This window comes from Myroides sp. 1354, from assembly GCF_030324495.1.
In the GTDB taxonomy this organism is placed as follows: Bacteria; Bacteroidota; Bacteroidia; order Flavobacteriales; family Flavobacteriaceae; genus Flavobacterium.
The window spans coordinates 165,372-187,723 of sequence record NZ_JACAGN010000001.1; the positions used below are offsets into that span (position 1 = coordinate 165,372).

16 protein-coding genes are annotated in these 22,352 nt (G+C 36.8%); 12 read left to right on the plus strand and 4 right to left on the minus strand.

The window, feature by feature from the left end; translation table 11 throughout:
* The first annotated feature begins 9 nt into the window (after positions 1-9).
* The 12 genes from HX004_RS00780 (at position 10) to HX004_RS00835 (ending at position 16,757) form a co-directional block, all read left to right on the plus strand.
* On the plus strand, positions 10-1,905 hold the full coding sequence (locus tag HX004_RS00780) for a type VI secretion system baseplate subunit TssF (protein WP_286440389.1): 1,896 nt from the start codon (positions 10-12) through the stop codon (positions 1,903-1,905).
* 3 nt (positions 1,906-1,908) lie between these two features.
* Positions 1,909-2,847 carry a hypothetical protein gene (locus HX004_RS00785; RefSeq protein ID WP_286440400.1) on the plus strand — a complete coding sequence of 313 codons (939 nt, stop codon included), beginning with the start codon at positions 1,909-1,911 and terminating at the stop codon, positions 2,845-2,847.
* 16 nt (positions 2,848-2,863) lie between these two features.
* The gene (locus HX004_RS00790) at positions 2,864-3,751 is read left to right on the plus strand and encodes a TssN family type VI secretion system protein (RefSeq protein ID WP_286440402.1); all 888 of its coding nucleotides are present in this window, start codon (positions 2,864-2,866) and stop codon (positions 3,749-3,751) included.
* Positions 3,752-3,761: 10 nt separating this feature from the next.
* The gene (locus HX004_RS00795; RefSeq protein ID WP_286440403.1) at positions 3,762-4,913 is read left to right on the plus strand and encodes a hypothetical protein; all 1,152 of its coding nucleotides are present in this window, start codon (positions 3,762-3,764) and stop codon (positions 4,911-4,913) included.
* Complete coding sequence (locus HX004_RS00800; protein WP_286440405.1) at positions 4,900-5,565, plus strand: hypothetical protein; 666 nt, start codon at positions 4,900-4,902, stop codon at positions 5,563-5,565. Before HX004_RS00795 ends, HX004_RS00800 begins: the two co-directional genes overlap by 14 nt.
* Before the next feature lie 10 nt (positions 5,566-5,575).
* Positions 5,576-6,928 (plus strand): DUF5458 family protein, encoded by a 1,353-nt coding sequence (locus tag HX004_RS00805; RefSeq protein ID WP_286440407.1) that lies wholly within the window; start codon positions 5,576-5,578, stop codon positions 6,926-6,928.
* 408 nt (positions 6,929-7,336) lie between these two features.
* On the plus strand, positions 7,337-7,744 hold the full coding sequence (gene tssD, locus HX004_RS00810) for a type VI secretion system tube protein TssD (protein WP_286440408.1): 408 nt from the start codon (positions 7,337-7,339) through the stop codon (positions 7,742-7,744).
* A gap of 328 nt (positions 7,745-8,072) precedes the next feature.
* Positions 8,073-10,025, plus strand: coding sequence for a type VI secretion system Vgr family protein (locus tag HX004_RS00815; RefSeq protein ID WP_286440410.1), 1,953 nt, complete (start codon positions 8,073-8,075; stop codon positions 10,023-10,025).
* 5 nt (positions 10,026-10,030) lie between these two features.
* Positions 10,031-11,371: a hypothetical protein gene (locus HX004_RS00820; RefSeq protein WP_286440411.1), complete on the plus strand. Its 1,341-nt coding sequence runs from the start codon at positions 10,031-10,033 to the stop codon at positions 11,369-11,371.
* Entirely contained in the window at positions 11,368-11,667 is a 300-nt protein-coding gene (locus tag HX004_RS00825; RefSeq protein ID WP_286440413.1) for a hypothetical protein, read from the plus strand. Before HX004_RS00820 ends, HX004_RS00825 begins: the two co-directional genes overlap by 4 nt.
* Before the next feature lie 75 nt (positions 11,668-11,742).
* The gene (locus tag HX004_RS00830) at positions 11,743-16,287 is read left to right on the plus strand and encodes a DUF6531 domain-containing protein (protein WP_286440415.1); all 4,545 of its coding nucleotides are present in this window, start codon (positions 11,743-11,745) and stop codon (positions 16,285-16,287) included.
* A 5-nt stretch (positions 16,288-16,292) separates the two neighbouring features.
* Positions 16,293-16,757, plus strand: a complete 465-nt coding sequence (locus tag HX004_RS00835; RefSeq protein WP_286440417.1) for a hypothetical protein — start codon at positions 16,293-16,295, stop codon at positions 16,755-16,757.
* 652 nt (positions 16,758-17,409) lie between these two features.
* On the opposite strand, the gene HX004_RS00840 is transcribed toward HX004_RS00835, so the two are convergent.
* From HX004_RS00840 to HX004_RS00855, 4 genes are all read right to left on the minus strand, one after another.
* Positions 17,410-19,104, minus strand: a complete 1,695-nt coding sequence (locus tag HX004_RS00840; protein WP_060875310.1) for a ribonucleoside-diphosphate reductase subunit alpha — start codon at positions 19,102-19,104, stop codon at positions 17,410-17,412.
* Positions 19,105-19,131: 27 nt separating this feature from the next.
* Complete coding sequence (locus HX004_RS00845; RefSeq protein WP_286440418.1) at positions 19,132-20,109, minus strand: ribonucleotide-diphosphate reductase subunit beta; 978 nt, start codon at positions 20,107-20,109, stop codon at positions 19,132-19,134.
* A gap of 414 nt (positions 20,110-20,523) precedes the next feature.
* A complete protein-coding gene (locus HX004_RS00850; RefSeq protein ID WP_286440420.1) occupies positions 20,524-21,564 on the minus strand; it encodes a hemin-degrading factor in 1,041 nt (346 codons plus the stop codon).
* Between the two features lie 11 nt (positions 21,565-21,575).
* Positions 21,576-22,352: a heme ABC transporter ATP-binding protein gene (locus HX004_RS00855; RefSeq protein WP_286440422.1), complete on the minus strand. Its 777-nt coding sequence runs from the start codon at positions 22,350-22,352 to the stop codon at positions 21,576-21,578.

The following is a 22,352-nucleotide window of genomic DNA, read 5'->3' on the forward strand; positions in this document are numbered from 1 at the left end:
GAAGTTGGAATGAAAAAGACACTAAGTAATTACGCCAAAGAAGTAATAAAATCAAGAATGTTACAAAATGCAACCAAACTTTGGGGAGTGAATAATCCCAATGCATTGGATCCATTTGTAACCTTGTTGATTGATGCTTTTAGCACAGAGATTTTTAAAATAAATAACGATATAGATCAGATGAAAGGCGGTATTTTGGAAAAAGTTGCTCGCTTGTTAACGCCGAGTATCTATACTTATTCACGACCTGCTCATGCGATTGCTGTTATTGAACCTGAAGAATCTAAACAGATGCTTTTGGATCATCAGGAGTTTTTTTTTACGAAAATGTTTACTTCCAATGTAAAAGCTGCAGCAGATCTTAAAGTAGATATTCCTTTTACAGCTATTGATCACATCAACCTTGTCAAAGCAAAGGTTCTTTATAGTCTTATTGGAAATACACTCTGGGAATATGGCGCTTTTAATACTAAAAATCCTATTGTGCAAACGAGTCAATCACTGGCAGTTAATCGCTTGTTTTTAGCTCTTGATTTTAGTGAGTATACACTAGAAAGCATGCCTGAATGTTTGAGTTTGTATTGCGATAATCCACTGTTTGATCATCTTGAGTTTGTATACAAATTATTGCCTTTTACCACGATGACAGTGAAGGAAAATTTACTCGAGGTAACGGAAGGATTATCTTATCCAATGAGGCAAAGCAAAACAGGATATGAAGCTGCATTTGATGGTTATTCCATGGAGGGAAGAATTCAAGAACACATCAAGACAATCTACGCAAGTAAATTCATAGAATTAAGAGGTTTGAAAAAGAAAGTAGCAGATTTAGAATTGGATGTTCTTCCTCAAGAGATTTCATTTTTAGCAGAAGATGAAGTAGGAAGTAAACATATAAACAATAAGCGTTTGCTGTGGATTCAAGTTGATTTTCCACCTCAATATAACAAGGAAATTATAACGGGTTTCTCCTTTCATCTCAATGCTTTTCCTGTGTATAATAGAGGATGGAGATTGAACGAATCGAGTTTGGATATTATGGGAAATACCATCCCTCTTGTTACCGATGTAGGGGAGGATTTTCTCTATACACAACACGTGGTCGATAGCCAGTCTAGAGTGTATAGTGAAATTCCCTTTTTGGAAGATAGCAGTTCTAATCAAGGTCTTTATACTGTTCGAAAGGGAGGAATGGAACGTTTCAGTGAGCGCAATGCCATCGATATGATTAGTTATGTTATTGAGTTAACTCGCGATGAGGTTTCTGCTTTTGGTATTCTCGAAAGAGATAAAGTGATTGAAGCACTTCAAAAGATGGTATATCAAATGCAGACGTTGGATCAAAAAGTGAAAGCCGTCAATGGAAGAGTAGCGAGTGAGGTGTACTATATCATTGTCAAACCTCTAACTTACACAGAAACGGTGAAAGCGTCTTATTGGATTACACATTGTGCTTTAGCTAATAATATACGCAAAGGGACCCAACTCACCCAACAAGATAAGGTTTTTGCCAATGTAAATAGACATCTTGTCTTATTGAGTACCTCCCAAGGCGGAGAGCAAGAAAAGAAAGGTACAGATGCCATTCAGGCCTATAAATATGCCTTGACAACACGCGATAAGATTATCTCGAGAGAAGACATCAAAAACTATTGCCAAATGGTTTTGGAAGAACATTGTAAAGAAGTGCGTATATCTAAGGGAATTCAAGTGAGTGATAAACCTAAAGAAGGCTTTTCACGAACGATAAATATTGAAATTGTCGTGGACAATTATGCATCGTTTAATGCTCATTACTGGGTAGATTACGCGCGTAATTTTAAAAGACAATTGATTAATAGAACCATAGATGGCATTGAGTATAACATACAGTTTAAAGGAGAAAATTTAAAGGAAGAGGACTAAAATATGAGCGATTTTGACCCCAAAAATTTCCAAGAGTACAATGGATTATACACGGATTACAAAACAGAAGTAATTGCTTATAATATCTGGAAGAACAACTGTGAGATTGATGGTGTTTTTCTCAAGCGACTAGGTAGCAATAACCGAAGCTTTCAAAAAGACCTCAAGCAGATTAAAGTGGAACTTGTCGATGTAAAGGAAAGGATAATCAGCGTAGAAAGCTACAGAGAAGGACTTTACGATTACCTACCTGAGGGAATGTTTCATCCGCCGTCTTTTGCCAATTCACGGCAACATATTGTAGAGGTTGTAGAGCAAATTAGACATGAAAAAAGAGTAGAGCAGAACTTGCGATCTTTTTTCCAACCTTTTGAATTGGAGGTGTATTTTTCTCATCTCAAGGGCTTAGAGTTAGTGGATAGTTTTGATGGGATGGAGCCGCAAAATCACTTTTTACTTCTGCTAGAAGAATTATGGCCACTCCTTCAGCTTTTGGACGATAAAAATGCGAAGGTATTCGCTTGTTTATTACCTCATTTTCACGCAGCAAGAGGTAAGAGAATTTGGATAGAAAAATGCCTACATACTTTGCTCAATATTCCTGTTCAATTGCATTTTATTCCCAGTAAAATTCAGGCATTTGAAGACGTGTTGCCTGCGATTGTTTTGGGTGAAATGCAATTGGGGTTAACTACAGTATTGGCAGATGATTTTTTTGATGGGGCGCATCATTGGGCATTTGAGTATGGACCTATTGCTTACGAAGATTTACATATATACCTCGAAGGAAGCCCTTTACGCGCTTTGTTAAACGTGATTTACGATTATTGTTTACCTGTGACTGTTTCGGTGACAGAAACGTTTAAAACCCTTAAAAACGAACAGTCTTTTGACATGAGTAGAACCAATAGTTGTTTATTAGGTTACTCTACTTTCTTATGATATAAAAATGTATACTATGATACAAATGGAATTTATAAAAGCTTTTTTTCTCACTCATCTACTCCTTCCAACACTATTAGTGCTTCTTGTATTGCCTATGGTTTTGCTTCAAAAGAAAATGCCTTTTATTAAAACAAAAGAGGTTATACTGTATGCTTTAATCAGTGGAATAATTCTCGCTTTGCCAGGTTTATTTGGTTTCTCAGGTAACACCTTTAATCCTTATTGGTATTTGATTGGAAGTATGTATTATTTTTTCTTTGGATTGATACACGTCAAGCAGTTGAAAAAGCGATTCCGGGGACAAGACGTACCTCCATGGGTATCAATGTCTTTTGAAGTAATACTTACGGTCTTTAATTTGTTGTTTGGGGTGTATTTGTTTGCTTATATTTTTGACTGGTTGAGTCCTTTTAAGGGGTATGCCTATCCGTCTGCAACCTCAAGTATATCCTATACTATCCCTCTGTTTTTCCACTATACTTACCAAGCATTTTTGCGAATTCCCTTTAGTATTTATAAAACTTGGAGTTATGAATTTAATAGACAAGTGGTTGACTTTGATGGGGTTGATTTGAATAAATTGCTGGTCGTGACGGTTGAGTTAACCAAGAATGTCAACGATGGAAACCAATTTCGAATTAAAGCCAAAACGCTTACTACAGGAGTCACATTTGGCGATTGGTTTCAGAAAGTATTAGAAGATTACAATTTTAAAAATGGAACTAATACCATTGAACTACAACAAGAGGATGGAGCGTATTACGACTGGATATTTTATACAAAACGATCCTTGTTTCACTTTCGGCGATACTTGGATTTCGAATTAGATATTGCGCAGAATAAACTAAGAGAAAACGACGTCATTAGCTGTAAAAGAGTAGTGGAAAACAAACAAAAATAAATGAATTGTTATGATAAAACCAATCCAATACGAAGCTGTTAACTGGGTTGACGGCATGAAAATTTCGCAAAAGCACTTAGAAACACAGACCAATTTTATTCTCGATGGCTTACGAGATGTACGTGCTTCTATGAATCCAGTTTTTTCTTATGGATTATTGCCTTTGGTGACGATAAATCAAGCGGTTGGCTCCTTTGATTCCTTTGTGACAATAACTGGAGATATGGAATTGGCGCTTCAAAAATGCAATGCCATTACACCCTCAGGATGTAGGGTGGAACTCGCGAATTTTAGATTCAACTTGAAGCCTTTAATCCCTCGATTAGACGAAGCGTTACAAAATCAAAGGAGAACGTATTATTTGATTATTACCATTAATCCATTTGATAAAATTCCGCATGGGACAATAGATGTAGAAGAAAATCCTCCCCGTTATCCCTATGTCAAAGCGAGCTGCCAATTAGAATTTATTCCAGTTTCTGTTTTTGATAGGAATGAATCAAATAACCGAGGAGATTATGTCATTATCGGCAAGGTTACTATTGTAGGGGAAGAGCTTGAACAAGAGGATACGTACATTCCACCTTGTAGTAGTGTTCTTAGTCATCCCGTGTTGTTAAGTCAGTATAATCGCACTGCTCAGCTCATACCCTCACTAAAGAAATATGCCTTAAAAATTCTGCAAAAGGAAATCAATACCCAACAAAACGCCAAGTTAGCGAAGCATGTAAAAATGTTGTGTCAAACTATAATTCACGATATAGGAACGGTGTATTTTCACTTTAGAAATGTAGTGCCTCACTTGCCCCCACTTTATTTTATTGGGTGTTTTTCTCAAATAGCGGCCCATTTGCATCAGGTGACACAAACGCTTTCACCTCCTGATTTAGAGGAATTACTCAATTACATTAGTGAGTGGAGTGAGATTGCACCTCATACATTTTTACATCAATTGACCAATGTAGCAGAAATTAGGTATCAACATCTAGACTGTGAAACGCCGATTCAGGATATACAGACCATGCTCTGTTGTTTAGAGAAAATTTTTCTGCGATTAAATGAATTGGATTATATCGGTCAACGCAAAGAAAATATCATTGTAAATGAAGTAGAAGTAACACCAATGTCCAAATCCAATCGCGGTTGGAGTGTGTTGGACTAAAACCAAATACCAAGGCATGCGTTTGTTCAATCAGTTGAAAAAAGTAATTCAGTTTATTCGACCCCTTAAGGAGGATGTAATCAGAAAAAAAGATGTTCCAGAGCAACAATTCCAGAAACAAAAATATCAAGAGGATTCGAATAGTAAGAATCAATTTGTCTTCTATGAAGAAGTAACAAGTATTAATCTATTTAAAAATGAAACTATGACAATGTTTAATTATGGTGTCGGCGGCAACGAAATAAAAGTAGACGCTAACGATGCAATTCAAGAAATTCAGGGAAATAAAAGTTTGTTGGTCGCTAAACTGACAACCAATGACGCTACGTCACCGGAGATAGTCACTGGATTAAAAACGGTAGATCAAGTATTTCAATACTATGCACCTAACATGGAAATCGTACACAGTACTCCTGAAGGACAAACAGTAAAAGAAGAGTTCCGATTCAATAATTTGGGCGATTTTACACCAAAGAAGATGATTGAAAATTCCCCTTTTTTAAAGGGACTACAAGTTGATGAAGAACAACATAATAAGATAATAAAGCAATTAAGAGCAAACAAAATGTTCCGAAGAATGCTGGAGGATGAAGAAGCAAAAAGTGACTTTGCAGAAACGCTGAAAGCGATTGCAAGAGAATTAGAACAATAAAAATAAGCGAATGGCAAAAGTAAATCAAGAATTACAAGCGAGGGGTGATTCAGTTCAAAATGAGGAGCGAAAAGGTATTGGGCTCGGATTAGAAAAGTTGGGAGGATTTGGATTTATTGAAACGGTGGTAGATGGCATGGCTAATATGAATCCAGAGCGAAAAGCACGAAAGCAAATTTTTCTTACGGATTCAAGTAAAAAACAAGAACGTCAAGACTTGTTGAAGAACATTACGTTATGGTTAGAACTGCTGGAATCGGATGAATCAATAGAAGCGCTTATTGACCGCTGCAAGCAAAAATCGAGTGAAGCAGTTCGCTGTTTAAAAAGCAATCTTAAACAAGCGCTGAATCAATGTCGACCTTTAGAAATTAACTATCGCACAATTGCACAATTTTACAAAAATACCGAATTGGATAAAGTCGATAACGTTCATATTATCAATGCTTCTATGGAACAAATAACAGATTTAGATAACCCCGTATTTATTAATCACATAGCCGAAGAGTTTAAGTTGTACTACGATCGTTTGGATCTACGAGATAATTATTCTTTGCTGTCTATTCCTGGTTATATGGGATCCAATAAGGTGATTGATAAATGGGCAAAAATCTGCAACGAGAATAAAGTCATGCTCTTAACAGATTTTGCCAATTTAGACAAACCAGATGATGTTGTGGACTTATTTTATTCGGCAAATTTGACAAGTGGTGACGTACACAAAAGCAACGTTATTATGACGTGTAATTGGCTAGTAGGACGTGGACGTGCTGAAGAAGTAGGGGAAGAAGAAGATGTGTTCATTGCTCCCTCTACATCTTTGACAGGGAAGATTCACAAAACGTTGATGTCTCAAGTAGCCGCAGGTAAAAAACACGGAGGTATTAACGAGGTTGATGCCGTTAAATTTGAGTTGAAAAAAAGCGAAATTTCTCAACTCGAAAAGATGGGACTAGTGCCTATGGTAAACGAATATGGTAAAATAATGGCCTTTTCAGCTAAGACGTTGTTTGATGGGGATAATATCGGACTTCAAACGTATTCCGTTGTTCGTGTTTTCGATTATGTAACGAAGGTATTGTTAGACTTTTTGAACCGAAGAGCTTTTGAAAATTGGAATGCTAAAAATGAGGATGATTTACGCAAGCAAATTGTCGTTTTCTTAGACGGAATTAAAGGAGCAGATAAGTTAATCGAAAAGTTTAAAATCGTGCGTTTTGAGCAAGACAAGCACCAAAAAGATCGGGTGTGGTTGGATATTCGACTAACGCCTTACTTTCCTGCTAAAAGCTTTGTTATTAAGTTAGATGGACACAAGGGGGATGATGGAAATGATTGGGAAGCGGAGTATATACAAGAATAAGAAACTGTTTTTTTGGAGTCAGTAGTTTTTTAAAACTGCTGGCTTTTTTTGTAGAAATTACTCAAAAAAGGTGTCTAAAGGAAAGTCGCTTTGAGTGCTTTAGTCTAGCGCTTTGAATGTAAAAAGCTTTTTTTCTTTTGAAGACTAGTAGACGCTCGTTTCAATAGTATTTATATTGTTATTAATTCTTTTTATTTTTAAAATGACTGATAGAAATAATAGTAGAGCGGTGCTTTAAAAAATCTAAAATAATAGCAGTATTAGTGGTTTAAAATTATTGAATATAATATTTTTAACTTTTTTTTTACAGTATAATCCCGTTGATTTTCAATAAAATGGGTGAGATTATAGGAGCTAGGTCGATTAGTTTTTAAGTTTGAAATAGTAATCATTTAAATACTAATACACATGGCAGAAAACAATTCAAGAGCCGTTTTGAAATTCAATGGTGGTGATGCACAAAAGGTATTAAACTTAAAGTATGGTGTTTCTCGATCAGTAGACGTATCAGGTCGAGTAGCATCTGATCCTTCCAATGCACTTATCACTATTACAGTGGAGGCAACCGACAAATCAGATGTCTTAGAAAGTTTACTTAATGGCAAGTACAAGCCCACAACGGGTGAAATCATCTTCAATAAATCACATGAAGAAGGGACGTTAATTAACTTAAAATGGTCCAATGGGTATGTCATTCAACATCATGTAGATTTTGATGCAATCAATTCCAATGCGATGTACATTACGTTTGTGGTGAGTGCAGAACAAATTGACTATGGAAATTCAGCTTACCAAGGAACTTGGCCAAGTGCTTAAGTAAAAACTAATTGTTGAATTAATTTGGTTTTTAGCCCAGTAAAAGTATAAAACGAACTGTATTGATTGTTTTCAAGGCCTGCTATTTAGTTGATTTTTTTCTTCTGTTGAATAGGCTTTTCTTTTGCTGGGTTTTTTATTTACAACAGCTTATTTAGAACGCTGTTCTGTTGTTTATTCAGGATTATCATCCATTACGCATCAAGCGATAAGTTCGTTCTAAAAAGTATTTATATTCTTATGGATTTTCTTCTTTAAAAATAAGCTAGAGAAGTATACTTCTCTTACTATTCACAACCCCTTTACCGGGTATTAATCCCTTTAAATTATGATAAATAATATTTTATCGGAGGAACAGGACTTAAATCAACCTGATTTGAATCAATTGCGTACGATTCGTTCAAAGACAATAAGCAATGCGAAAGCAATAGCAAATTATTCACACGCTGGAGTGAATCCTTTAGTTGAAGTGAAAATTGTAGTTGAAGGAACTGTAATCGAAGGTTTTAAAGATTTTCAATTGCAACAAAGTATTCAAGGGCATCATACATTTGTTTTATCTCTTCCTCCTCATGCACTAGGAGAAAATGAAACTTATCAGATGGTGCAAACACAAGAATTATTAGGGAAACGCCTATTAGCGCGCTTCACTTACCGATATGGACAAGAAAAACCCGAACGAGATTTTATAGGAGTCATCACGGAAGTTAGTTTCGAACAATCTAGAGAAAGTCGAGGGGATATTATCCTTACAGGGTATAGTCCAACTATTTTATTAGATCGGGCACCTCATATCCAAAGCTTTGGGGGTAGTGAATCTATTTCCTTACAAGCTATTGTCAATCAATTGGTTGAAGAGGGGTATGCCCAAAAGGGGAAGTATAATTACCACATAGAATCTCATAAGTCATCTGTGCTATCTTATAGTTGTCAGTGCAATGAAACCGCATACAATTATTTAGCGCGTATGGCTGAAGCTTATGGAGAACAGTTTTTTTATGATGGAGCAGTGCTGTATTTTGGTGCTATTCCGAAGGTTGAAGCGCCAATATCCTTGGTTTATGGACGTGATATCGAACAGGTTAAGGTTTGTTTGGCTGCTCAACATGTCAATCGAACATTATTTGGCTATAATAGTTTAGATCACGAGCGTTTAAGTGCTACTGCAGATACAAATTTACAAGTGAAAGGAACACTAGCCAAACAGGCGTATGAGCAATCTCAACGCGTTTTTACGGCTCCATCTGTGCAAGCAGCTCCACTGAAATCCTCGACGAATCAAGATGTTACCAATGCTCAAAAAGGGCTGATTGGTCGGGTGGGAATGAGTGTATTTACTATTTCGGGCACCACAAGTATTCCTTTTTTATATCCAGGTTGTATTGTTGAACTCAGTATGTTCGACGCTCAAGAAAGAGAGCAACACTTTTTTACCAAAATGATGATTACGAGTATAGCACATGGAGTAGATGCGCTAGGTACCTATAAAGGATTTTTTGAAGCTGTTGATGCAGAAACGGGTTGTATTCCTCGTGTGAATTACCAGAATCCGATTGTAGAGCAACAAATAGCCACAGTTGTCAATAATACTGATCCACACAATAAAGGACGAGTACAAGTGAGATTTGACTGGCAGAATACCCATCTCAATACTGCTTTTATTCAGGTGATGACTCCAGATGCAGGAAGTAGTACTGCTGTAAATTCGAATCGCGGTTTTGTAGCTATTCCTGAAGTTGGAGATCAAGTGTTGGTTGGTTTTATCAACCAACATCCTGATCAACCCTTTGTTCAAGGAAGTTTGTTTCACGGAAAAATTGCCGAAGGCGGCGGAAAAGACAACAACATTAAAAGTTGGAGTACCAAAAGTGGACATACAATTGAATTAGATGATCAAGAAGGAATACTAATAATAGATAAGAAAGCCAATGTTATTCACCTAGATGGCAATGGAGGAATAGTTGTAAAAAGCTCAAAATCAATTCAGTTGCAATCAGGTAAGTCAAGTTTAGTTCTAGAGGAAAGTGGAAATATTTCTCTGCAAGGACTAGATGTAAGCATACAAGGAGATACTCTTACGCATGTTGCTCAAAAAAAAATAACGGAGCAAAGTGGAAATGCTGTTTTAACCCTAAATGCAGAGCACAATAAAGCGACGTTGAGTTCAGATTCAACTGCAATTATAGGGTCAGACGAGGTCACTGTCGATGGAGGGTCAGAAGCCAGGATAACGGCAGGTGGAGTCGCGTCTATAGAAGGATCTTTTGTTAAACTAAATTAATTGTTATGGTAAGTAACCCGATTCACCAAAGGATAGAGGAATTTGAATTGAAATATTTAGAGCTGCGATATACGCATGACTATCGTTATTTAATTCTGAGAACGGCACAGGAAGATTGGGAGATGTTGGATGCTTTTTGTGATTTTATGCTGGGGATAGACAACGAAATTAACGATGTTGTTCTTGTTTTTCAATCCCCTTTATATCAGTCGAAAACATATAGTAAAACATTGGTCGAAGAGTTGTTTTCATGGGTGTTTCTATGGAATTTTTCTGGAAAACCAAATGACGTGGAAAGTAATTATTTGGATTGGGAGATGGATATGAGCTGTGAATCAGATAAAAATGTAGCCGCTTTATTTGTTGCCAATATGAATGCTTTTTGTACTGCTGTTGAATTGGAAGAAGATTCCAATATCGTCTGTGTACTCCAATACCAAAATGACGATGCTAAACGAATACTACATTGGTTAAAGGATTTGGCCCAATTGGAGTTACATCCAAGGGTCAATATTATTGTCTGTGACACCTTTGAAAATCCCGCATTTGATGCGCTTAAAGATTATGCCCCAAAATCGACTCAATTACTGTCTCATCGCTTTGACTTGAATCAAGCGATAAAAGAAATTGGCGCAATGGGAGATCCTGAAGCTCCTGAGACGAAATTTAGGTTGCACCTGGTGCAAATGTATGATGCGCTTTATAAACACAACTTTAAGAGCCTAAAAAAACACGCGGATATTTGTCTGGCTATAGCAGATGAAAATATAGAAAAAGACTCCAATTGGTCTATGCAAAAAATGATGATATACAGTATGTTGTCTTCTTTTAAATATGGTGAAAAACAGTATAAGGAAGCAATTAATTACATTGATCAAGGGATTGAAAGTATACAAGATATCAAGGAAGGATTATCAGATGTAGTAATTAAAAGTTTATTGGTACAAGGACTGCTGTTTCGGGGTAATATTTACCTTCTTTTGAAACAATATGAAGTGGCTAAAGCAGACTTTGTGAAAGGAGAAATGTATTGCGAAAACGGTCAAGATTATTTGATGCAAATTGAAGCTTTGCGATTAATAGCAGAAGTAGCTAGAAAGATGGGCAATCAAAATTTAAAACATGAAGCTTTGAATAAAGGAGTGCGGTTAGGATTAAATATGGATGCAACATTAGCTCAGTCTTCAACGTATTCCTTATTGGTTATGGACGTTTTGAAGTCTCGATATAATTCATATATCTCAGATCAGGAGCTCGATGCCATTGTTACTCCTTTGTTAGGAAGACAATGGCGGGTAAAAGGTAAAAATGTAAAAAGTATAATTGTAAATAATAATTTAAAATGAATAAAAAGGAGCAAGGGTGGTTCATGGATTTACTATGGGTATTTCCTGAATTACCAGGTATTCTATTGTTGTTGATTGGTCTATTGATACGGTATTGGGCAATCAAGGGAGAGGAATGGATGTATGATACAGGAGGCCCTGGGATTTTTAGCAATATTACTTGGGTCAGGAATACATTTGGCGAGGCTGTTGCACAGCGTTTAAACTTGTTTATTGCTTGGGGGATCATCTTAGTGGGGCTCGCTTTCATAGCGCTAGGGATATGGTTGCGGGTTGTGAGTATGACAGGCAAATAAATGGACAAATTTTAGTTATAGTGAGGTAGAGAAAAAAAGTCATAAGTATTGTTATTGTAAAAAGGAATAATCATTATGATAGAAGAAGAAAATGCAAGAAAAACGGCATCTGATGGACATATAAAGAATCAAGAAGAGTACCCCAATTTGTATGATGAAGCTTTTGTAGCTGCGTATAACAAATACAAGGAGACGTTTACTAGTATATGGAATAACCAGCACCATATTATGAACAACGAACATTATGGTCCCGAATTGAAAGCTACTTCGATGGTTTTTACTGTAGGAAAAACAAGTCTAGCTGCATTTGCTGAAGTAACTGGGTTTGCGAGTCAGCTGAGTTCAACCTTAATGTATCCGCTTTTGCGGGTAACGAATGCCACTCGAGGTATTGGTTATTTACCTATTGCAAAGCAATTGGATCCCGTCATTAATTTGATGAATATCCACATGATTAAAGTACCACCATCCCCCTCACCAACTCCATTACCTCATCCCTTTATTGGTATTTCTTTTAATGTGAAGGATTTTTTAGCCCTAGTAGCGATGACAGTGTGTATTGCTGCTCAGGATGGCGTTGAAAAATCGATTGAGAAGGAAGTAGAGCGTGAAGGACTATCAGAAGAAGGAGCAGAAATGATTGTCGAAACTGCTGGATTGATTAGTAATGTTGCTCGTATTTTTATTGGTAAACTTGGTGCTTCTGTTAAAATAGGCGAAGTGATACCTCGTGCCGTTGCTGGAACGCCCATTCGACCTATTCCACATATACCAAGCGGAGTGGGATTTCATTCCCTTGTGGAGAGTATGATAAAAAAGAATATGGGACATGCTTGGATGGGAAGTATGTTTGTTTCGGCTGATGGTTCGCCACTTGCAGGGTCATTATTGCATCTTCAAAATATTTGTTCTGATGTTGGAATGACCTCGATTCACGATGCAGGACCACCTGCAGATCCCGAAAATGGAGTCAAAGCAAAACTCTATACGCCAACAGGTTTACTTATTCCTTTACCCTTAACTCGTTATGTATTGACTAACCCAATACCTTCGGCGATTAATCCATTAGAAATACCCAAAATACTCTTTCGAATGGGGTTTAATAAGCTGAAGGGAAAACATACAAATCGAATTAAGAAAAATGCAGAAAAAGGAAAACCGTGTAGTGCTATTTCTAAAGCCTTAAATAAAGTAAACAACAAACTTTTTAATCATAAGTATACCCAAGGGCTGTATGACAAAATAGACAAACAACTAAAGACCTATGTAGGACATCCTGTCGATGTAGCAGGAGGGGATCTTTTTACAGATAGTATTGACTTTAGTTTCTCTGGAGTTATTCCCTTGTCGTTTGAGCGCGTTTGGTATAGCGATAGTGATTATATAGGACCTCTAGGTCATGGTTGGCACCATAGCTATGATATGGCCTTGTTTGTAGATACTACGCAACGGAGAGCCCAAGTGCGTTTAGGCGATGGCCGATTAATTAATTTTGATCGAATTCCAACTCCAGAATTCCAACAACCTCGCTACCATCGTTCAGAACAAGTATGGCTTTGTTATCACGAGGAAGGTTTTTATTACCTCAAAAACAAAAAGGAAGAACAGTATCACTTTAAAACGCTTGTATCTGGCGCTCAGCAAAAAACATATCTCTTGTCTGCTATCTGTAATAATCAAGGGTTTGCTATACGATTTAAGTATACGACTAAAGGAATTTTAACCAAGATAATCGATTCGGTTTGTCGCATTTACGAGATTGAAAGTGATCAGCAAGGACGCATAATTAAGGTGTGGACAGATGCTCCAGAAAGAGGAATGCCGAAGGTGTGCATCTCTGAATATGCCTATAGTGATGCGGGAGATTTAATCGTGCATTATGATGAGGTTCGTCAGCCGTTACAACTGTACTACGAGCAACATTTATTAGTCAAAGAAGTTTGGCGCAATGGGCATCGTTGGTTTTTTAAGTACGAGGGTAAGCAAACTGGAGCGCGTTGTATTGAAACATGGGGCGATGGCGGGATTCAACATTTTAAATTGAACTATTATCAAGGAGAAACACATGTATTGGACGGAGAGGGAAATAAGACCATTTACAAACATCGCAATCAAATGGTATATGAAACCATTGACGCCAAAGGTGCTGTGTGGAAAAAATGCCATAATAAATACGGTGAACTTGAACGCAGTACAGACCCTCTAGGGAATGTAAAAAACCTGATTCGAGATGATTGGGGAAATGTGATACAAATTATTGAACCTGATGGACAATTTACTCGCTTGAAGTATCTCAATAGAAATTTTCCTTATCTCCCAACAGAAGTTATTGATTCACGTGGAGGAAAATGGAGGTATCACTACACAGGAGAAGGTCGTCTAAGCGAAAAGTTTAACCCCTTAGGTGCGAAGACTTGTTTTACCTACAATATGGATGGGCTATTATCAACGATTACCAACGGTTTCGGGATGTCTACTGTGTTGGAATATGATAAACGGTATAATGTAGCAAGTATTACTGGAATTGCAAATAGAAGAACACAGTATCACTATGATTTGTGGAATCGCTGTACGCAAACGACAAATGCTTATGGGGCCGAACAGCGTAGAATATTAGATCGATTAGGACGCACTTTATGGGTTCATGATTTTGATGGTAATACCATCCACTTGAAGTATGATGCCTTAGATAATGTAATTCAATATGAAGATCATCACCGTTGCATTTACTTCAACTATAAGGGGGTACATAAATTGGTGAGTCGAAGGGAGGATGGAAAAGTAATTCGATTGCAGTATGATTCAAATGAACGGTTGAGAACTATTACGAATGAAGAAGGACAACAGTTTGAATTTGAGTTAGATGTGGTAGGAAATATTGTGCAGGAGAGGGGATTCGATGGACTCGTAAAGAAGTATAAACGCAACGAAGTAGGTTGGATTACGGCGATTCACCGCCCTAATCAGCGCTGGACCAACTATGTGCATGATGAAATGGGACAAGTGATTCAAGTGAACTACAGCGATGAAACGCATGAATCGTATACTTACGAAGCGGGGCTGTTGCAACAAGCAGTGAATAGCAGTGGAACACTTGAAATGAAATATAATCTACTTGGCCAGCTTGTGGAGGAATGTTTTAATGGTCAAAAAGTGCAAAGCACATATGATGCTTATGGACGTCATTTGAGTGTACACAGCAGTTTAGGGGCTAATTTTGAGTATGAGTTTGATGCTAACGGACAAGTCATAGCGAGTCAATATAACGATTGGAAGGTGATGCATGCGTATGATTCTTTCGGTATGGAGTGTTTGCGAACCTATGCTGGGGGAATGCAACAAATATGGGAATATGATGCAATTGGAAGGTTGAGAACGCAGCGTGTCAACAAACAAGAGGTATCTGGTGTAAGCATTCCTCAATTTTATAGAGATTATGTTTGGGATGTAGGAGGTTTATTGAGTCAATTTACTGAGATTGGGCATAAACACAGGTTGTTTCAACGCAACACAAGCGGTTCTTTGCAAAAGATTCACTACGGAGAAAATGACGTAGAGGAAAGAGGAGTAGACGCCAGTGGAAACTTATATAGTCAGTTGAATTGCAAGGATAGAAGGTACAACAAAAATCGTTTAGAAGAAACGAAAGTAGCCCGATATCAATACGACAAAGAAGGATATTTGATTGAGAAAGAAGAAAAGTGCACAGGTAAAAAGTGGCAATATCAATGGAATGGTGCTGGTATGCTGCGTCAAGTATTGCGACCAGACGGATATGCAGTAGAGTTTCAGTACGATGCTTTGGGTAGACGGGTGAGTAAGCGATATAAGAGTACCACTACGCATTATGTTTGGCAAGGCGATGTTGTATTGCATGAGTACAAAACTTGGGATGCCCGCGAGACAACCGCTGAGGATATTATTACTTGGGTATTTGAAGAAAATAGCTTTGTTCCAATGGCGAAGATAAAAGGGGAGAAGTGCTATAGTTTGGTGAGTGATCATTTGGGAACTCCCATTCGAGCCTATAGTGCGAGCGGAGATAAAGTGTGGGAACGCGAGTTGGATAGTTGTGGAAATGCGCGAATGACGGTTGGTGAAGAAGGATTTTGTAACTACCTTTATCAAGGACAGCACTACGATAGGGAAACAGGCTTAGCCTATAATCGATTCCGTTATTACGATCCGGAAATTGGAAACTATATTTCTCAAGATCCCATTGGTTTAGCAGGTAACAACCCTACGTTGTATGGGTATGTGGCCGATCCTACGAGATGGCTGGATGTGTTTGGGTTGGATCTAACGGATCAGATGACTTTTAAAGAAGCCTTTAGAAGAGCCAAACAACAATTGAGAATACCAAAAGTAGTTAATAATCCAAAGCCTGTTTATGTTTTTGATAAGCAATATGAAAATAGAACAGTATGGGCTTTTACAGGAGACCATTCTGGGAAATTTATTGTTATGCATGCTGAGGATAAATTTGGTAGAGGACCTCATTTACACACAGCAGATGATAAAAAGGGATCTCCATTATCACCTGGTAAATACAATCAACATGATGGACATATACCCGAAAATATGAAAGGGATAAGTAATATAAAAAAACATAATTATTGATAACGATGAATTCAAGCTTTGAGGAAAAAAAGATCAATTTGTATAAGCAACAGCTTAAAGAGATCTATGCAAATAGTGGAATCATAAAGGTTCTTCATGGAGAAGAACTTGCGGTGTACTGGAAATATAATCAGAGTAGAAGCATAGAGTCATCTGTTGAGCGAAAAGAATACAGTTATTATGATTCGACAACACATGTGTACTTGGATAAAGAAGAATCATATGTAAAAGCAAAGGCGTATTTCTTAGAGAATAGACATATTTTTAGCGAGGGAGAAGTTGTGATTTTTTTTCTGCGCTTTAAAGAAGAATATTTTGGATTAAAGCTGTTATTTGATAGCAATGAGATAGCAAAAATGACGTACAATCACCAAGTTGATTTACTGCTGATTAACGAAGATTTGACCAAACTACTTGGGTTAGATATACTCGAGTATGTAATTGAAGTTGTTGTAATAGCAAAAGTATGAATATACTCGATATCGTAGACAATAGTACCTTTCTAAAAAGGCTTTACCCTACTGGATTACTTCGTTTTTTGTAGGGTCTATTGCCTTGTCACAAGATAGAATAACACTGGTGTTACATGAAGAAACAGCTCCAGCAATTCAAGTGGAAAAATGGGGCGTTTGAGGGAAGGATTACAATATTATCACCTTTGAACTCATCGGTTTACCTTTTCACAAAACAACCGTTAAAAATTGGCAAAACAACAGAGAAGATGTAGCATTTGTATCAACGATTTTCGTGCAGGACGATTTGTTGCATATCCAATGTGCAAAGGAGTAGATTGGGAAGTAGAAGTTGTTCTATCGTCTTTGGTTTTTCAAAGAAATTCAACGTATTTAAAAGGTTGAGGTTTTTTCAATTAATTGGGAGAGCTAGTTCATTTCGTTGTACTGCACTAAGGTGAATATAGACAAAAACACGGTCAAGACTTGTTTTAAGACACATAGTAGTGGCTAATTGTAATTGAGGCGACACAACAAAAAAACAGCCTAAAACAGCCTTTAAAATCGCTTTGATGAGGTTGAAGCAAGGGGTACATAACCTAATTGACAAGAAAAATGAAAAAAGCCTCAAAAAAATATTTCTCTTTGAGGCTTTTTTTATCGTTGTTGATTAAGATTCGCAACTGCTACAGTTTACTAAATTAGTCACCATTTCTTTAGAAACACTTTGACTTCTTTGGTAGTATAAAGTTTTTACTCCTAATTCCCATGCTTCAATCATTAGGCGGTTTACGTCTTTAATTGGCAATGAAGATGGAATATTCAAGTTCAAACTCTGTGCTTGATCAACGTATTTTTGTCTAATTGCCGCTTGTTGAATAATTTCCAACTGGCTGATTTCTTTAAACGTCTTGAATACTGCTTTTTCCTCTTCTGTTAGGCCTTCTAATTGTTGAACACTTCCGCCAGAAAGCATGATGTTTCTCCAAGTCTCTTCATTGTCCATTCCTTTAGACTCTAATAAAGTCGTTAGGTATTTGTTTTTACGCATGAAGTTTCCTTTCGATAAACCTGCTTTGTAATAGTTACTGCTGAAAGGCTCAATACCAGGAGATGTTTGTCCTAAAATAGCAGAAGACGACGTTGTAGGCGCAATCGCCATCGTTGTTGTATTTCTTCTGCCATATCCTTTTAAAATTTCTGGTTCTCCGTAAATACGAGCTAATTCTTGAGAAGCTTTATCTGCTTTTGCACTGATATCCTCAAAAATTTTGTTCGTCAACATTTTAGCTTCTAATCCTTCAAAAGGAATCATGTTCTTTTGTAAGTAAGAATGCCATCCTAAAACACCTAAACCTAAGGCTCTGTGTCTTTTAGCAAAGCGATTTGCAGATGCTAAATAGTAATTTCCTTCTGTTTTTTCGATGAATTCTTGTAATACTGCATCTAAGAAGAAGATAGCTAGTTTTACTGCTTCTGTATCTTTCCACTCATCGTATAACTCTAAGTTCATAGAAGATAAACAACAGATGAAAGATTCATCATCAGAAGAAGGTAACATAATTTCTGAACAAAGATTACTTGCGTTGATACGCATATTTAAGTCTTTGTATACTTGTGGTTTATTGCTGTTTACGTTGTCAGAGAAGAACAAGTAAGGCATTCCTTTTTGCTGTCTGCTTTCCAGTACTTTTGCCCATAATTGTCTTTTTTCTTTATCTCCGTCAATCATTTCTTTCATCCAATAATCAGGAATACTTACTCCATAGAATAAGTTTTGAATTGGATTTCCGATATTCTTAATGTTTAAGAATTCATCACAATCTGGGTGATCAATATCCAAATAAGCCGCAAATGCACCGCGTCTTACGCCCCCTTGTGAAATCGTATCCATAGCCGTGTCAAAAAGCTTCATAAAGCTTACTGCACCACTACTTTTACCATTATCTGTAACTGCACTTCCTCTTTCGCGTAAGCCTCCGAAATATCCCGAAGTACCTCCACCGATTTTAGTTTGCATAATAACTTCCCCTAATTTGTGTGTAATTCCTTCGATGCTATCTGGAATATTGACATTGAAACAAGAAATAGGCAATCCGCGTTCTGTTCCCATATTTGCCCAAATCGGCGAACTTAAACTCATCCATCCACGTTCAATCATCTCTTGAAACGATTCTTTCAATTCAGGCTTAAACAAGCGCTTTGCAGCTGCCGTTGTAATACGGTCAATAGCTCCTTCAACCGTTTCTCCTTTCAACAAATAACCTCTGTTTAGAATCTGCTCACTCTCTGAGTTTTTCCACCACAGTTTTTCTTGTAGGTTATCATTCTCTTTTACTTCTAGTGGTAATGCGAAATTGTTCATAGTATTTTGTGCAATTATAAGGGGTTATTAGAATAAATCTTCAGCGGTTATACTCTTGTCGTGCTTGGTATAATCTACGGGTCTTTTGGCAAAGAAATCATCTAAACTGTTAGCGAAAACTTCTTCCTCAAACCATGCCATGGGTTTATACTGTTCTTGTGTGATATTGTATACTTTTTTCAATCCAATTTTCAACATACTCTCGTCTACTCTGAATTTCATAAAGTTTAGTAAGTCATGTTTGTTTACTGTCTCGATAGCACCAGTTTCAAAAATCCAATCTAAGATTTTCGCTTCAATATCAATCGATGTTTTAACTACGTCATTTACGTGGTTGATTAATTCATCATCAAAGAAATCTGGGTATTCGTCGCGGATGATATTGATGATATAAATTCCCGCATTCGCATGAATTTGCTCATCTACAGAAGTCCAGGCAATAATATTACTTACGTTTTTCATTAATCCTTTGAATCTTGTAAAAGATAGGATGATGGCAAATTGACTGAATAAAGATACATTCTCAATAAGCAATGCAAATAATATAAGCGATACTACATATTTCTTGCGATCGGTACTGTTATTTGAATTCTCTAAAACAGAAGATAAATATTCAACGCGTTCTTTGATTACTGGAATAGTTAATAAGGCTTCAAATTCGTCATTGTAACCTAACACGTCCAATAGGCGAGAATAAGCTTCTGAGTGTCTAAATTCACATTCTGCAAAAGTAGCACCTAAACCGTTGAATTCTGGCTTTGGAAAATGGCCGTAAATATTACCCCAGAATGTTTTTACTGCTACTTCAATTTGTGCAATAGCCAACAAGCTGTGTTTGATTGCCATTTGCTCTTCTTTGGTTAAGTGAGAATGGAAATCTTGCGTATCTGCGGTGAAATCTACTTCACTATGCACCCAAAAAGATTTGTTGATAGCTTCCGTAAATTGATAGATACCTGGGTATTCAAATGGTTTATAGTTAACTCTTTTATCAAAAATAGACATAGCAATATATTTTTAAATTAATAACAGACGTAGGTTTTTCAAAGGCAGGAAACACTGGATGTATTGGTTGAAAATATCACAGGGTTTTTGCTTAACTCTCTTGGGTTTATACTCTTACAAAGAAGAGGTAAATCAAAAGTGAACAGTGCTAAGTTACTATTTAGAAGCTATGATGTCAACTTTATTTTAGATTAAGTTATCAAATATTGTTAATAACTTTTATACCCCTGATTCTACCTTGACTTTGCGCTAATTTAGCCGATGTTTGAAAAAAAAATGCTTATTTATGTGAAAAAAAAGGTTATAGGAATCAAGTTTTTTTAACGGTGGAGGAGAAAAAATAACGGGCGTTGAAAACAAAAAGTGCATCCATTCTGTTTGAATAGATGCACAAGAGTATGGGTATGTTTTGATTTAGTTTAATTGAGCAACAATGGTTCTCCAAGTTTCTAATTCAGGAATCCCAGGTTTTCTCTTTCCAAAGAACTGAACGATAATTTCTCCCATTTCATTGAAAACTTCAACTGCGGTAACAATACCATCTTCCGTTGGTTTACGGACAATCCAAGTTTGAGCGACTTTATCCATGTCTAGATGCATATTGAAATCTGGATCTAATACGTTGTACCAGTTTTGGTGCCACATCGTTTTGTTTACCTCTCCAGTGTGGATTTGGATATTTCCTCTATTTCCTACAAATACCATAATTGGCGTTTTTTCAGCAGAAGCTTGTTCCAGTAAAGTAATAATAGCCTCTTTGGAAATTTGTTTGGCATAAAATTCGTTTGGTGCTAAACGCAAAGCTTGTGTTCTCGTTACATTGTATTTCTTTAGTAAACTGAAGAAATTGTGTGTATCTTTTAAGCTTTCCCATTCTTGTCTAAATGCTTCAACGTCAACTTCTTCGTCTAAACGCTCATCAAGATTTTGAATATAAGGCTCTGTTTTTTCGTTAAACTCCTGAACATCAGCTTTGTATTTGCTAACTAAGGCGTCGAAGGCTTCGGCATTGCTCACTGAGGTTAAATAGATTTTGTGGATGGCCTCTCCGTCTTTTCCAAAGAATTGTAAGCTTTTTCGCACAATATTTCCCGTTTCTTCTACAACGGCAAAAACGTACTTCCAATGCGATAAAAAGATGCGTAAATCAATATCAGGGTTTACGAACAAACCAGCGTGAGGGTTTGAAAAATCAGGATTGCTGTACACGCCTTTTCTTTCGTGTACACATTCGTCATTGCGCGTTAGGGCCATAACTTTTCCCAAAGATTCAATTTCACTTAAAATGGCAACCATCTCAGGTTTTAACAAAGTAGCTGTTTCACCTAAAGTAGTGGCTAGTAATTCCATTTCACTTGCATTCAATTCAGCAGCGGCATTTCGTATACGCAAACGTGGATTTTCTTCTTTTAATTTAGACCAACGTTCTTTTAAAGCTAATATTTCAGTATTCATTTTTAATGTTTTTATACTCCAAAGATGATTAAAGGAGCGTTATTAACTGGGTTTTTCGTTACGATACACGGAAATTTGTAAACTTGAGAAATGGTCTCTTGGGTCAAAACTTTTTCAGGTGTATCGTATAATACTTTTTCTCCTTTGTTGAGTAAAAGAATGCGATCCGCATATTGAGCAGCAATATTCAAATCGTGAATCACAACAATGGCTGTATTGCCTTGTTTGGTAAATTCTTTGATTAAATCAAGAATTTTATGTTGATGTAAAACATCTAAATTGTTTAAAGGTTCATCCAAAAATAACAATTTGTTTTCGATGGAGTTGTTGAGTTGTGATAAAACACGCGCTAAGTGTACACGTTGTTTTTCTCCACCTGACAAGTGATTGTACTCCCGGTGTTGAAGCGGACATACATCAATGCACTCCATGCTGTGTTGGATGGCTTTTTTATCTTCTTCAGAAGGGGTATGTTCAAAATAAGGATAACGCCCCATCATGACAACATCCTCCACTTGAAGGGGAATATCTGTATTAAATGATTGAGAGAATTTTGCTTTGTGTTTTGGCAATGTCTTCTTGCACCACTTTGGATATTCACATTCCTTGAGTAAAATGCGATTACCTGGTTGATGTAATTCATCCGCAAGCAAACTCAAAAAGGTTGATTTACCTGCACCATTAGGTCCCAATACCGCAATAAATTCGCCATTCTGACAACTAAAATCGATGTTGTTGATCAGAAAGGTATCTTTGGCTTTAAAACTAACTTGAAGTGCTTCAATCAT

Excerpts from the sequence above, each read along its gene's own strand:
- HX004_RS00835 (WP_286440417.1), top strand. The coding sequence starts at position 16,293 with ATGAATTCAAGCTTTGAGGAAAAAAAGATCAATTTGTATAAGCAACAG.
- HX004_RS00795 (WP_286440403.1), top strand. The coding sequence starts at position 3,762 with ATGATAAAACCAATCCAATACGAAGCTGTTAACTGGGTTGACGGCATG.
- HX004_RS00840 (WP_060875310.1), bottom strand. The coding sequence starts at position 19,104 with ATGAACAATTTCGCATTACCACTAGAAGTAAAAGAGAATGATAACCTA.
- HX004_RS00780 (WP_286440389.1), top strand. The coding sequence starts at position 10 with ATGAAAAAGACACTAAGTAATTACGCCAAAGAAGTAATAAAATCAAGA.
- HX004_RS00855 (WP_286440422.1), bottom strand. The coding sequence starts at position 22,352 with ATGATTGAAGCACTTCAAGTTAGTTTTAAAGCCAAAGATACCTTTCTG.
- HX004_RS00815 (WP_286440410.1), top strand. The coding sequence starts at position 8,073 with ATGATAAATAATATTTTATCGGAGGAACAGGACTTAAATCAACCTGAT.
- HX004_RS00820 (WP_286440411.1), top strand. The coding sequence starts at position 10,031 with ATGGTAAGTAACCCGATTCACCAAAGGATAGAGGAATTTGAATTGAAA.
- HX004_RS00785 (WP_286440400.1), top strand. The coding sequence starts at position 1,909 with ATGAGCGATTTTGACCCCAAAAATTTCCAAGAGTACAATGGATTATAC.
- HX004_RS00845 (WP_286440418.1), bottom strand. The coding sequence starts at position 20,109 with ATGTCTATTTTTGATAAAAGAGTTAACTATAAACCATTTGAATACCCA.
- tssD (WP_286440408.1), top strand. The coding sequence starts at position 7,337 with ATGGCAGAAAACAATTCAAGAGCCGTTTTGAAATTCAATGGTGGTGAT.
- HX004_RS00790 (WP_286440402.1), top strand. The coding sequence starts at position 2,864 with ATGATACAAATGGAATTTATAAAAGCTTTTTTTCTCACTCATCTACTC.
- HX004_RS00825 (WP_286440413.1), top strand. The coding sequence starts at position 11,368 with ATGAATAAAAAGGAGCAAGGGTGGTTCATGGATTTACTATGGGTATTT.
- HX004_RS00830 (WP_286440415.1), top strand. The coding sequence starts at position 11,743 with ATGATAGAAGAAGAAAATGCAAGAAAAACGGCATCTGATGGACATATA.
- HX004_RS00850 (WP_286440420.1), bottom strand. The coding sequence starts at position 21,564 with ATGAATACTGAAATATTAGCTTTAAAAGAACGTTGGTCTAAATTAAAA.
- HX004_RS00805 (WP_286440407.1), top strand. The coding sequence starts at position 5,576 with ATGGCAAAAGTAAATCAAGAATTACAAGCGAGGGGTGATTCAGTTCAA.